The 11963-nt window shown below is 70.6% G+C and carries 12 protein-coding genes; 8 read left to right on the top strand and 4 right to left on the bottom strand.

The genetic code is table 11. The features are described from left to right. Positions 1-102: 102 nt before the first annotated feature. Positions 103-303: a hypothetical protein gene (locus LXM90_RS23815; protein WP_026604654.1), complete on the bottom strand. Its 201-nt coding sequence runs from the start codon at positions 301-303 to the stop codon at positions 103-105. Positions 304-494: 191 nt separating this feature from the next. Between LXM90_RS23815 and LXM90_RS23810 the strand changes: the two genes are divergently transcribed. The 3 genes from LXM90_RS23810 to LXM90_RS23800 all read left to right on the top strand — a co-directional run bounded on the left by LXM90_RS23810 (position 495) and on the right by LXM90_RS23800 (position 2371). Then, positions 495-737 (top strand): hypothetical protein, encoded by a 243-nt coding sequence (locus tag LXM90_RS23810; RefSeq protein WP_020091367.1) that lies wholly within the window; start codon positions 495-497, stop codon positions 735-737. A gap of 51 nt (positions 738-788) precedes the next feature. Next, the gene (locus tag LXM90_RS23805) at positions 789-989 is read left to right on the top strand and encodes a hypothetical protein (protein WP_234083053.1); all 201 of its coding nucleotides are present in this window, start codon (positions 789-791) and stop codon (positions 987-989) included. A gap of 101 nt (positions 990-1090) precedes the next feature. Continuing rightward, positions 1091-2371 carry an O-acetylhomoserine aminocarboxypropyltransferase gene (locus LXM90_RS23800; RefSeq protein WP_020091369.1) on the top strand — a complete coding sequence of 427 codons (1281 nt, stop codon included), beginning with the start codon at positions 1091-1093 and terminating at the stop codon, positions 2369-2371. 128 nt (positions 2372-2499) lie between these two features. On the opposite strand, the gene LXM90_RS23795 is transcribed toward LXM90_RS23800, so the two are convergent. Then, entirely contained in the window at positions 2500-4287 is a 1788-nt protein-coding gene (locus LXM90_RS23795; RefSeq protein WP_020091370.1) for an acyl-CoA dehydrogenase C-terminal domain-containing protein, read from the bottom strand. A gap of 301 nt (positions 4288-4588) precedes the next feature. On the opposite strand from LXM90_RS23795, the gene LXM90_RS23790 reads away from it, so the two are divergent. Then, positions 4589-7858, top strand: coding sequence for a tetratricopeptide repeat protein (locus LXM90_RS23790; protein ID WP_020091371.1), 3270 nt, complete (start codon positions 4589-4591; stop codon positions 7856-7858). A gap of 138 nt (positions 7859-7996) precedes the next feature. After that, the gene (locus tag LXM90_RS23785) at positions 7997-8434 is read left to right on the top strand and encodes a DUF3429 domain-containing protein (protein ID WP_020091372.1); all 438 of its coding nucleotides are present in this window, start codon (positions 7997-7999) and stop codon (positions 8432-8434) included. A gap of 31 nt (positions 8435-8465) precedes the next feature. Here LXM90_RS23785 and LXM90_RS23780 read toward each other — a convergent pair whose 3' ends face one another. Further along, complete coding sequence (locus LXM90_RS23780; RefSeq protein WP_020091373.1) at positions 8466-8696, bottom strand: hypothetical protein; 231 nt, start codon at positions 8694-8696, stop codon at positions 8466-8468. A 150-nt stretch (positions 8697-8846) separates the two neighbouring features. On the opposite strand from LXM90_RS23780, the gene LXM90_RS23775 reads away from it, so the two are divergent. From LXM90_RS23775 to LXM90_RS23765, 3 genes are all read left to right on the top strand, one after another. Further along, complete coding sequence (locus LXM90_RS23775; RefSeq protein WP_020091374.1) at positions 8847-9575, top strand: autoinducer binding domain-containing protein; 729 nt, start codon at positions 8847-8849, stop codon at positions 9573-9575. Positions 9576-9750: 175 nt separating this feature from the next. Next, complete coding sequence (locus tag LXM90_RS23770) at positions 9751-10374, top strand: acyl-homoserine-lactone synthase (protein WP_026604656.1); 624 nt, start codon at positions 9751-9753, stop codon at positions 10372-10374. Positions 10375-10376: 2 nt separating this feature from the next. Continuing rightward, complete coding sequence (locus tag LXM90_RS23765) at positions 10377-10556, top strand: hypothetical protein (RefSeq protein ID WP_020091376.1); 180 nt, start codon at positions 10377-10379, stop codon at positions 10554-10556. Positions 10557-10634: 78 nt separating this feature from the next. On the opposite strand, the gene LXM90_RS23760 is transcribed toward LXM90_RS23765, so the two are convergent. Beyond that, a complete protein-coding gene (locus tag LXM90_RS23760) occupies positions 10635-11849 on the bottom strand; it encodes an NADP-dependent isocitrate dehydrogenase (protein ID WP_020091377.1) in 1215 nt (404 codons plus the stop codon). Positions 11850-11963 lie beyond the last annotated feature (114 nt).

Below are 11963 nucleotides of genomic sequence, written 5' to 3'. Positions count from 1 at the left end.
GCAGCAGGAGCGTCTGACATCGGCGGACCGGCGCGGCGCGGGAGCACCCGCGCACAATCCACATGGAAGGTCGTGCCCGCTCCTGCCGGTTCCGGCCGCAGCCTATGCCACCTGACCGTCGGCGAAATGCTCGCGCATCCAGCACTCTCCGGAGATCCGCGCTCCGTTCTGCGTTACGAACGCGTAGGGTGAGTGCTCCACCACCGCGCCGCCGCGGCTGCGGATGATCCAGCGGAAACACCGCGGATCGTCCACGCACGGGACGATCTCGACGGTATGCGAGCGCGTGATTTCGGTCGTCATGACCGTTAAACGCTCGAGCGCGGGACTCCGCTCCACGGATCGTGTGTGGAAGGTTACCGAGCTGTGTGGGCGCGCACGCGATTTGGACCTGTCCGTCAGGTTCCATGGCCGGAACCTTCCCCGCCGAGGCCCGGTTCGGGCCCCAGCCCTCCGGCCGGGCGCGACCCGGCTCCGAGCGACAAGGATGCTGAATGCCGATCAAGGCCCTCAACGACCGCAAGAAGCTGTCGAACGACTTCAACGAGGCCAACGACGCCTTCATCGACGAGGTGCTGAGCGCGCTCCAGGGCGGTCGGATCCCCGTCGATCTTGCCCGCGCCTACCTCGCGCATCCGGTCGCGATGATGCACACGGACGGGGCGCAGGCCGTCGCCAACTACTTCGAGCGCATGCTGGCCCAGCGCCCGAACATCGACTGGACGCCGGGCGCCTGAGCGCGGCGAGGCACCCCGACGAGAAGGAGCGCGGATGACCGCCGCGACGAGATCGAGGATCTGAACTGGGCGCGGGCCGCCCTGGCCCGCCAGCGGAACGCCATCGCGCGGCGCCTGGGCGGCCTCGACCTGGCGCCGATCTCCATGGCCGAGGACCTGACCCGGACCCTGCTCGCCATCGAGGCCGTGGACCGTGCGCTTGTCGATGCGGGCCAGCCGCATATCGACATCGGCCATCGGCCGGACGCCTAGGGATTGCGGCGCGCCCGGTCGCGGATGAGTCTTCGCGTCCGAGTCTTGCGCCGCACTCCCTGGCGTGCGTACAGGCTCGGATGCTCTGAGGAGACCCGACGATGTCCGACCGCATGCCCGGCTTCAACACGCTGGCGATCCACGCGGGCGCCGCCCCCGACGCGGCCACCGGCGCGCGGGCGACGCCGATCTACCAGACCACCAGCTTCGTGTTCGACGACGTCGACCACGCCGCGTCGCTGTTCGGGCTCCAGGCCTTCGGCAACATCTACACGCGGATCACCAATCCGACGAACGCTGTCCTCGAGGAGCGCATCGCGGCGCTCGAAGGTGGGACCGCGGCCCTGGCGGTGGCCTCCGGCCACGCGGCCGAGTTCCTGACCATGCACGCCCTGATGCAGCCGGGCGACGAGTTCGTGGCCTCCAACAAGCTCTACGGCGGCTCGATCAACCAGTTCAACCACTCGTACAAGAACTTCGGCTGGTCGGTGGCCTGGGCCGACAACGACGACCCCGCCTCCTTCGAGGCGGCCATCACGCCGCGCACCAAGGCGATCTTCTGCGAATCGATCGCCAATCCCGGCGGCGTCATCACCGACTTGGCAGCGCTGTCGCAGATCGCCAAGAAGCACAACATCCCGCTCGTCGTCGACAACACCATGGCGACGCCGTACCTGATCCGGCCGTTCGAGCACGGCGCCGACATCGTGGTGCACTCGGCGACCAAGTTCCTCGGCGGCCACGGCAATTCGATCGGCGGCCTGATCGTCGACGGCGGCTCGTTCCAGTGGGCCGGCGACGCGCGCTACCCGATGATGAGCCAGCCGCGGCCGGAATATTCCGGCATGGTTCTGGCCGAGACCTTCGGCAATTTCGGCTTCGCCATCGCCTGCCGGGTGCTGGGCCTGCGCGATCTCGGGCCGGCGCTGTCGCCGTTCAACGCGTTCCTGATCCTGAACGGGATCGAGACGCTGCCGCTGCGCATGCAGCGCCACTCCGACAACGCGCTGACGGTGGCCAAGCACCTGTCGACGCATCCGGCGGTGTCGTGGGTCAGCTATCCCGGCCTGGAGACCGACCGGTACCATCAGCTCGCCCGGCGCTACACGCCGAACGGCGCGGGGGCCGTCTTCACCTTCGGGCTCAAGGGCGGCTACGACGCGGGCGTCAAGCTGGTGTCGAGCCTGCAGCTGTTCTCGCACCTCGCCAATATCGGCGACACGCGCTCCCTGATCATTCACCCGGCCTCGACGACCCACCGCCAGCTCACCGACGCGCAGAAGACTGCCGCGGGCGCGGGACCCGACGTGGTGCGGTTGTCGATCGGCCTGGAGGATCCGGCCGACCTGATCGAGGATCTGGACGCGGCACTCGGTGCGTGAGCCCGGCGTCATCGCGAGCGCGGTGAAGCGATCCTGGATTGCTTCGCTCCGCTCGCAAGGACGGCGGTGCTTCCAGCGATCTGACCAGAAGCCGCCGGCTGGCGCGAGGCGCACAGCCGGCGGGCTGCTCAGAACGCCTCCGCCTCCAGCGCCATGGTGCTCTCGGCCCCGGCCTTGATCCGGTTGAGGCGCAGGGCGGTCTCCGGCAGCATCCGCTCCATGAAGAACCGGCCGCTCGTCAGCTTCGACTCCCAGCGGGGGGAGGGGGCCTCGGCGTGCTTGGCCTGGGCGGCCTTTGCGATCTTCGCCCACATGTAGCCGAGGGCCACGAGGCCGAAGAGGTGCATGAAGTCGGTCGCGCCGGCGCCGGCATTGTCGGGCTTGCTGAACGCGTTCTGCATCAGCCACATCACGGCACCCTGGAGGTCGTTCAGCCCGGCCTGGAGTGGCTTGGTGAACGGCGCCATGGCGGGATCCTCGCCGTGGTCCTTAAGGAAGGTCTGGACCTCGCCCAGGAACGTCATCATCGCCCGGCCGCCGTCCTTCGGCAGCTTGCGGCCGATCAGGTCCATGGCCTGGATGCCGTTGGCGCCCTCGTAGATCATGGCGATGCGGGCATCGCGCACGAACTGCGACATGCCCCATTCCTCGATGTAGCCGTGGCCGCCGAGGAGCTGCTGGGCCTCGACCGCGTTGGCGAAGCCGCGGTCGGTGAATACGCCCTTCACCACCGGGGTCATCAGGCCGAGATGGTCGTCGGCGGCCTGCCGCTCCTTGGCATCCTCGGAGCGGTGCAGGATGTCGGCCTGGAGCGCGGTCCAGAGCATGAGGGCCCGGGCCGCCTCGTTGAAGGCGCGGATCTGCATCAGCGTGCGGCGCACGTCCGGATGGACGATGATCGGGTCGGCGGCCTTCTCGGGCGCCTTGGCGCCGGTCAGGGCGCGGCCCTGGAGCCGGTCCTTCGCGTAGGCGGCGGCGTTCTGGTAGGCGACCTCGGACTGGCCGAGGCCCTGGACGCCGACGGCGAGCCGCGCCTCGTTCATCATCACGAACATGGCGTTGAGGCCGCGATTCTCCTGGCCCACGAGCCAGCCCGTAGCCCCGTCGTAGTTCATCACGCAGGTGGCGTTGCCGTGGATGCCCATCTTGTGCTCGAGGGAGCCGCAGGACACGCCGTTGCGCGCCCCGAGGGACCCGTCGGCGTTCACCAGGAATTTCGGCACCACGAACAGCGAGATGCCCTTTGTGCCGGCGGGCGCGCCCTCGATCCGCGCGATGACGAGGTGCACGATGTTCTCGGCGAGGTCGTGCTCGCCGGCCGAGATGAAGATCTTGGTGCCGGTGATGCTGTACGAGCCGTCGCCGTTCGGCACGGCCTTGGTCTTGAGAAGCCCGAGATCCGTGCCGCAATGCGGCTCGGTCAGGTTCATGGTCCCGGTCCAGGCGCCCTCGACCATCTTGGGCAGGTACAGCGCCTTCTGCTCCTCCGAGCCGTGGACCAGCAATGCGGCCATCGCGCCCTGCGTCAGGCCGGGATACATGCCGAAGGCGAGGTTCGCGCCCGAGGCGAATTCCTGGATCGCCGTGTTCAGGGTGTGCGGCAGGCTCTGGCCGCCATAGGCCTCCGGCACCGACAGGCCCATCCAGCCGCCGCTGGCGTAGGTGTCGTAGGCGGCCTTGAAGCCGGTCGGCGTGCGCACCGTCCCGTCGGCCTCGCGGCGGCAGCCCTCGACGTCGCCCGTGCGGTTGAGCGGGGCGAGCACCTCCTCGGCGAGCTTCGCCCCCTCGCGCAGGACGGCCTCGACCACGTCGGGCGAGGCGTCGGCGAAGCCCGCTAGGTTGTCCCGGGCATGGAAGCCGAGGACGTCGGTGAGCAAGAACAGCGTATCCTCGACCGGAGCGCGATACTGCGGCATCTCTGGCTTCCCCCGTCTGGTGCGGGCCTCTCGGAACGGCCCGCCGCGTTGGCCGCATGTAAACGCCGCGCCGCTCCCGGAGCAACGGCTTCGCCCGCCCGGAGCGCGACAGGCGCGGCCGTTCCTCAGCAGCCGCGTGGTCGCGGCCATTACCGGGCCCATCAAACCTTAACTTCGTGTTTACCAAGAAAGTTAATGGTCACGCTCGAACGATCCGACGCGTGCGTCCGTGGATACCGAATTCCGGTCCCGCTCTGCGCCGAGGAAACGGACGCCGAACGCTGCCGACGACAGGCCACCGATGACCCGCAACGCGATGCCGCAGCTCGACAGTTTCGATCCCGAGGTGCTCGACGCGGCCCGCGACGTGGCGGCGCGGGCCGGGGTCCCGCTCGAGACCTGGATCGCGTCGGTGGTGCCGCAGCAGCAATCGGCCGGTCAGGGAAATCGCCGGCACCGGCGGCGCCACCGCGCCGAGCAGCTCGCCCTCGGCGGCAACCGGCCGGAGGCCTCGGCCGAGCGCGCCCTCCCGCCGGCCTCGCCCGACCAGCGGGCCCACGGGACAGCGCCGCGCGCCGAGGGCTATGGCGACGGTATCGCCGCTCTGATGGACCGCCTCGACGGTCTCGACCGCGCCCTCGACCACGAGCGGCGCGCCGCCCAGGACGCCGAGGCGCGCCGCCTCGCGGAGATCGAGGCCCGCATCGAGCGCGCCCTGAAGTCGGCCCCCGTCCAGCAGGTCACCGAGCGGCTCGGCGACATCGAGCGCCGCATGTCGCAGCTCGGCGAGCAGGTCGCCGCGACCCGGCCGCCCGGCCGTCGCCCGCGTCCCGCCGCCGCCGACATCCGCAGCGCCGTCCAGGACATCCGCCAGCGCCAGCGCGAGCTGGCACAGGGCGCCGAGCCGGCGCTCGCCGCGTCCGCGGCCGATGGCGGCGTCGTCGCCAGCATGCGCCTGGACCTCGCCCGCCGTCTGGAGGCGCGGATCGAGGAGGGCGTCGCCCCGTCGACCGCCCTGATCGAGCTTCAGGAGGAGACCACGCGCCTGCGGGAGGCGATCAACCAGCTCGCGACGAGCCGGGACATCGGCGCCCTCGAGCAGGCCGTCGTCACCCTAGCGAGCGGCATCGAGCGCGCCCAGGCGGGGACCGATCTCACCGCCATCGCGGTGCCGATCGAGCAGGTCCGGGCCCAGGTCGAGCGCCTCGCCGAGGAGGTGGCCGAGAACGTCCACAGCCGCGTCGCGGAGGACGTCCGGCGCCTCGCCGAGCGCCTCGACACCGCCGCCGCGACCGGCGCCGCCGGTCCGGACGACCGGACCCTCGCAGGCCTGTTCGCCGAACTCGAGGAGATCCGCCGTCAGATCGCCGCGCTCGCCGGCCCGGAGCGCATCCAGGGTCTCGCGCAGAGCCTGCAGGCGGTGAGCGCGCAGATCGCCCAGCTGCAGCGGACGGCCGCAGGCCCGGACCTCCGGCCGATCCTGGAGGAGATCCGCAGCGACGTGAAGATCGCCGCGCCGGCGGCGCTGGCGGAGCAGATCCAGGCACTCGCCGAGAAGGTCGACGTGCTCTGCGCGCGGGACGACTGGTCCGAGCGCACCGGCGACGTGAACGTGGCCCGCTCGGGCGACATGGCCTCCATCCACGCCATGCTCCGCAGCCTCGCCGACAAGGTCGATCAGGTCGGCACCAGGTCCGAGCACGAGGGCCTCGACGCCCTGGAGCGGCAGGTGGTCTCGCTGGCCGGCCGCCTCGACGCGCCGCACAGCGCCGATCCGGCGCTGGCCGGGCTGGAGCGCACGATGAGCGACCTGCTGCGGCAGGTCACGGCGCTCCGGGAATCGGCGCCGAGCGAGGCCGCGATGGAGCGCGCCGCCCGCAACGCCGTCGCGCAGAGCCTGCAGACATCCGGCCTCGGTGCCGCCGAGTCGGGCGAGATCGGCCTCCTGCGCGCCAGCCTCGCGGACATGCAGGCCCGGCAGGTGGCCTCCGATCAGCGCCTCGGCGCGACCCTCGACGGGGTTCAGTCGGCCCTGGAGCGGCTCCTCGTCCGGCTCGGGCCCGCCGAGACCGTCCCGGCGCGGGGGCCGTCCCTCGACGAGCGCCTGATGTCGTCTACGAGCCCGGATGTGGCCCTCGCGCCCGTCGAGGCGCGCGCAAGGTCGCGGCGCGACAATGCCGAGGCATCCCGCCTCGCCGACGACCTTCTGGAGCCCGGCAGCGGCCGGCCGCCGCGCGAGCCGCGCGCGGCCCGCGAGCCCTCCGCCCGCCGGGCCGCGCAGGAGCGCCTCGGCGACGTCGTCGCCGCGCGATCCGCGGCCGACTCCAAGTCCGAGACCGACATCAAGACCAGCTTCATCGCGGCCGCGCGCCGGGCGGCCCAGGCTGCCCAGGCGGAGCTGGCCACCGAGGCGCCCGCCGAGCGCCGGGAAGCCCGGAGTGACCGGGTCGCCGCTCTCCAGGGGGCAGCGACCGGCCGCCTCGGACGGTTGCGCGCCGAGATCGATCGCCGGCGCCGGCCGCTGCTGCTCGGCCTCGCGGCCATCGTGCTGGCTCTCGGCGCGCTCCAGGCGATCACCATGCGCGGCGCGGACGAGCCGCGGCCGGCGGCTCCGACGAGCCAGGTCGCGCCGTCCCGCGGCGATGCCGCGGAGGTCCAGAAGGACAATGCGGACGTCTCCAAGGACGCTTCGAAGGACGCTTCGAAGGACGCCGCCAAAGAGAGCGCGGAGTCGAAGCCGGCGCCGGCTGATCCGACGACGACCCAGTCTCTGCCCAACTCCGTTCCCCCGGACGCCCGGCCCAATGCCAAGGCGGCGGTGCCGCAGGTCTCGGGGATGAACAGCCTGCAGGCCGAGTTCGGCAACCTGCCGCCGGCGCTGGCGAAGGTGAAGCTCGCCGCCCTCGACGGTGACGGCGCGTCGATCTGGGACCTCGCCACGCGGGAGGCCGATGGCCGCGGCATGCCGCGCGATCTGTCGATCGCCGCCAAGCTCTTCGAGAAGCTGGCCGCGGCCGGCTACGCGCCCGCCCAGTACAAGGTCGCGGGCCATTACGAGAAGGGTTCGGGCGTCGTCCGCGACCTCGACAAGGCGAAGCTCTGGTACGGCCGCGCCGCCGAGCAGGGCCACGCCCGTTCCATGCACAATCTGGCGGTGCTCTACGCCGAGAACCCGGCCGCCAACGGCAAGCCGGATTTCGCCTCCGCGGCCTCGTGGTTCCGGCAGGGCGCCGAGTTCGGCGTCCGCGACAGCCAGTACAATCTCGGCGTCCTCTACGCGCGCGGCCTCGGCCTGACGCAGGACCTGATCCAGTCCTACGCGTGGTTCTCCGCCGCCGCGAGCCAAGGCGACGACGATGCCGGCAAGAAGCGCGACGACGTGGCCAACAAGCTCAGCCCCGCCGATCTCGCCAGCGCCAAGAGCCTCGCGGCGAACTTCAAGCCGCGAAAGATCGACGCGGCGGTCAACGAGCCGCCCGCGCCGAAGATGCCGGCGAGCGCGCCGATGTCCCTCCTCGGCGCGCCGATGCCCGGCGCTGTCCCGTTCACGGCGCCGCCGCGCCGGAGCTGACGCCGCTGCGGGCCCGCGGCCCGGCCGCGGGTCCGACCTTGACCGCCACGCCGCGATGCGGGAACGCTGCGGCAGGGCGGCGTCGGACCGGGGTCGGATCGCGCGGGTCGCCAACCCTTGCCGATGCCCGGAGGATGGATGGCGCACCGGAACTCTGTCCCGATCGGCGCAATCGTTCTCGGCGTGGCCGGACTCATCCCGTTCCTGGGCTTCGCTGCCCTTGCGGTGTCGGGCACGGACGGCGGCCTGAGCAGCATCGGCCTGTCGCCGCGCACCATCCTGTCGGCCTACGGCGCCGTGATCGCCTCGTTCCTCGGCGGGATCCGCTGGGGCGCCGCCGCGGCGCGCAATGGCGGCAACGGCGATTATCTCGTGGCCATCGTGCCATCCCTGGTCGCCTGGGCCGCGATGGCCGCCCCCGCACCGTGGGACCTGCGCATCCTCGGCGGCCTCGTGCTCGCCTGGGGCCTCATCGATCAGGATCTGCCCCGCCGCGGGCTCACGCCCCTCTGGCTCGGCCGCCTGCGCTTGGTCCTCTCAGGCGTCGCCGGCGCCGCGCTCCTCGTGGCGGCCTGACCGCGGAGCGGCGGGCGTGCGGCACGCGCCGTCAGGTCTCGCGGCTCATCTCGCGCAGCAGGTTCAGGACGGCGGTGCGCCGCGCCGGCGACTTGATCGCCTGGAACAGCGCGGCGACCTCCGCGCAGTCGCGCGCGTCCTGGTCCGCCGCGGTCTCGTCGGGCCGCTCCGTCTGGAGGAAATAGGTCGGACAAACATTCAGCGTGGCTGCGATCCGTTCCAGTAGCCAGCGCGTCGTCGGCGGGGTCGCGTCGTCAGTCATACCGTTGAAACTCGCACTCCGCCCGCTGGACCGATTCAAACGGCAGAGCTTTCCGCGGCTACCCTAGCCTTTCAGCGGCGGCGATGCCATCCTCAGGTTGCGTTCGACTCATCATTTGTCGCAGTGCGTGCATCAATTTCGAGCTAGGGCATGCCGCATTCGAAGCACCTCGACAGGACCTTCAGCGTGTTGCGCGATCTGGAACGGGCCGCATCGCCCGACGAGATCGCGCGGCTCCTGGTCGACGCCTTCACCCGCTACGGGGTCTCGTACATCATGGCCGGGATCGTCCCGGAACCCGGCCTGCCGAAGCGGCGGCACGCCGGGTTCGTGCTCGCGAGCACCATGCCGGAGGGCTGGGCCCGCCGGTACGTGACGCAGGGCTACGCGCTCCACGACCCCACGGTCCGGCGGCTGTGCACCACGGCGACGCCGTTCGACTGGAGCGCCGTGCTGCCGGATACCCCGACGGCCGGGCGCGTCATGAACGAGGCCGGCGATTTCGGCATACGCGCGGGCATCACGATCCCGTTCGTGACCCTCGACGGCGAGCCGGGCGGGATCAGCGTCTCGGGGGAGCGGATCGAGATCGATCCGGCCGAGCGCGTCGCCCTCAACCTCGTCGCGACCTACGCGGTCGGTCAGCTGCTGCTGATGAACAGCCGGCCGGCTGGGCGCGCGCCGGTGCGCCTCTCGCCGCGGGAGCGCGAGACCCTGCAATGGGCGGCGGAGGGCAAGACCGACGTCGAGATCGGCATCGTCATGGGCATCACTGCCGCCGGCGTCGACTACCATCTGCGCTCGGCCCGGGCGAAGCTCGACACCGTCAACCGCGCCCACACCGTGGCGCAGGCGCTCCGAGCGGGTCTGATAACCTAGAGAACGCGCCACGCAGTCCGCACATTCCGCGGCCCGGCATCGGTGAACGCGGTTCGCACCGCGGCAAGTCCTTGGCGCCGCTGCCGGCTGCGCTCGCGGACCCTACGGTTTCTCGTAGTACACAGCCCCCGGTGAAACGACGAAAACTCACGCCAGACCAACGTGAGGTTTGCTCGTGATCCACATCGTCACCCCCGCCAACGCGGATCGCTACGCCGACGCGATGGAGCAGGCCTGGCGCCTGCGCCACGACATCTTCGTCGCCGAGAAGGGTTGGAGCGAGCTGGCTAGGCCGGACGGCCGCGAGATCGACCAGTTCGACACGCCGCACGCGATCCACTTCCTCGCCATGGAGGACGACACCGTCGTCGGCTACAGCCGGCTCCTGCCGACCACGCGCCCGCATCTCCTGTCGGACGTCCTGCCGCAGCTCTGCGAGGGCGAGCGGCCAGTCGGCCCCCAGATCTGGGAGTGGACCCGCCAGGGCGTCGCTCGCTCGCACCGGGCCAAGGGCCGCGTCGTCAATCCGGTCTCGATCGCGCTGCTCACCGGGATCGTGGAGTGGGGCCTCGCCCACGGGGTCAACAGCCTGCTGCTGCAGATGCCGACCCTCTACATGATCCACGTCATCCAGCTGCATTTCCGCCCGCAGCCGCTCGGCCTGCCCGTCCAGATCGCCGGCGAGGAGATCATGGCCGCGACCGCCCGGTTCGACGCCCGCACCCTGGCCAAGCTCCGCGCCGTCCGCGGCGACAGTCGCTCGGTCCTCGTCTCCGAACCCGCTTACCTGGTGGCCTGAACATGATCTTCGACAGCAAGGATACCGCGCTGGACGCGCTCGCCGCGCAGTGCCTGCGGGTTCGCGAACTCATCGACTCGGTCGGCGATCCGCTGATGCGGGCCGCCATCGACCTCCTGCTTCTCGAGGTCGCCCGGGCCCTCGCCCAGACGGGTCCGCAGGACCAGGCGAGCGGCGCCTGAGGCGCCGGCGGCACGCGGATGTGAAAGCGGCGGCCGTCCCGGAGGGCGCCCGCCGCTTTTCGCGTCGAGGCTGGAGCCTCAGGCGCCCATCGCGGTCTTCAGGTTCTGGTCAACCTTGTCGAGGAAGCCGGTGGTCGAGAGCCACTTCTGGTCCGGTCCGACGAGGAGGGCGAGGTCCTTGGTCATGTGGCCGGCCTCGACCGTGTCGACGCAGACCTTCTCCAGGGTCGCGGAGAACTTCGCCAGATCGTCGTTGCCGTCGAGCTTGGCGCGGTGCGACAGGCCCCGGGTCCAGGCGAAGATCGACGCGATCGAGTTGGTCGAGGTCTCGCGGCCCTTCTGGTGCTCGCGGTAGTGGCGGGTGACGGTGCCGTGCGCGGCCTCGGCCTCGACGGTCCGGCCGTCCGGCGTCATCAGCACGGAGGTCATCAGGCCGAGGGATCCGAAGCCCTGCGCGGCCGTGTCGGACTGCACGTCGCCGTCGTAGTTCTTGCAGGCCCAGACGTATCCGCCCGACCACTTCAAGCAGGAGGCCACCATGTCGTCGATCAGGCGGTGCTCGTAGGTGATGCCGAGCGGCTTGAACTTCGACTCGAACTCCTCCTCGTAGACCTTCTGGAACAGGTCCTTGAACCGGCCGTCATAGGCCTTGAGGATCGTGTTCTTGGTCGACAGGTAGACCGGGTACTTGCGCGCGAGGCCGTAGTTCATCGAGGCGCGGGCGAAGTCGATGATCGACTGGTCGAGGTTGTACATCGACATCGCGACGCCGGCCTCGGGGAACTTGAACACCTCCTTCTCGATGACCGTGCCGTCATCGCCCTCGAACTTGATGGTCAGGCGGCCCTTGCCGGGCACCTTGAAGTCCGTGGCGCGGTACTGGTCGCCGTAGGCGTGGCGGCCGATCACGAAGGGCTGGGTCCAGCCGGGCACCAGGCGGGGCACGTTCTTGCAGATGATCGGCTCGCGGAAGATCACGCCGCCCAGGATGTTGCGGATCGTGCCGTTGGGCGAGCGCCACATCTCCTTGAGGCCGAACTCCTGCACCCGCTGCTCGTCGGGGGTGATGGTGGCGCACTTCACGCCGACGCCGTGGCGCTTGATCGCCTCGGCGGCGTCGACCGTGACCTTGTCGTTGGTGGCGTCGCGGTGCTCGACGCCGAGGTCGTAATACTCGAGATCGACGTCGAGATAGGGGTGGATGAGCTTGTTCTTGATCTCGGCCCAGATGATCCGGGTCATCTCGTCGCCGTCGAGCTCGACGACGGGGTTCGCTACCTTGATCTTCGCCATGGACCGATGCCTTCCCGCGTTGTCCCCGCGCACGGCATGCAAGGGCCGTGCGGTCGTTGTCCCGAGTGGCCTGACGGGCGCCCCGGGCCGGAATCGCCCCGCGACATAGCGCGG

The sequence above is a fragment of the Methylobacterium oryzae genome, assembly GCF_021398735.1.
Taxonomy (GTDB): domain Bacteria; phylum Pseudomonadota; class Alphaproteobacteria; order Rhizobiales; family Beijerinckiaceae; genus Methylobacterium.
The sequence above is the reverse complement of the archived record's forward strand: the minus strand, read 5'-3'. Positions and strand labels throughout refer to the sequence as shown.

Bases quoted from the DNA above. Each gene is read 5' to 3' on its own strand.
- LXM90_RS23790 (WP_020091371.1), top strand. From the start codon at position 4,589: ATGACCCGCAACGCGATGCCGCAGCTCGACAGTTTCGATCCCGAGGTG.
- LXM90_RS23815 (WP_026604654.1), bottom strand. From the start codon at position 303: ATGACGACCGAAATCACGCGCTCGCATACCGTCGAGATCGTCCCGTGC.
- LXM90_RS23780 (WP_020091373.1), bottom strand. From the start codon at position 8,696: ATGACTGACGACGCGACCCCGCCGACGACGCGCTGGCTACTGGAACGG.
- LXM90_RS23775 (WP_020091374.1), top strand. From the start codon at position 8,847: ATGCCGCATTCGAAGCACCTCGACAGGACCTTCAGCGTGTTGCGCGAT.
- LXM90_RS23760 (WP_020091377.1), bottom strand. From the start codon at position 11,849: ATGGCGAAGATCAAGGTAGCGAACCCCGTCGTCGAGCTCGACGGCGAC.
- LXM90_RS23800 (WP_020091369.1), top strand. From the start codon at position 1,091: ATGTCCGACCGCATGCCCGGCTTCAACACGCTGGCGATCCACGCGGGC.
- LXM90_RS23785 (WP_020091372.1), top strand. From the start codon at position 7,997: ATGGCGCACCGGAACTCTGTCCCGATCGGCGCAATCGTTCTCGGCGTG.
- LXM90_RS23795 (WP_020091370.1), bottom strand. From the start codon at position 4,287: ATGCCGCAGTATCGCGCTCCGGTCGAGGATACGCTGTTCTTGCTCACC.
- LXM90_RS23810 (WP_020091367.1), top strand. From the start codon at position 495: ATGCCGATCAAGGCCCTCAACGACCGCAAGAAGCTGTCGAACGACTTC.
- LXM90_RS23765 (WP_020091376.1), top strand. From the start codon at position 10,377: ATGATCTTCGACAGCAAGGATACCGCGCTGGACGCGCTCGCCGCGCAG.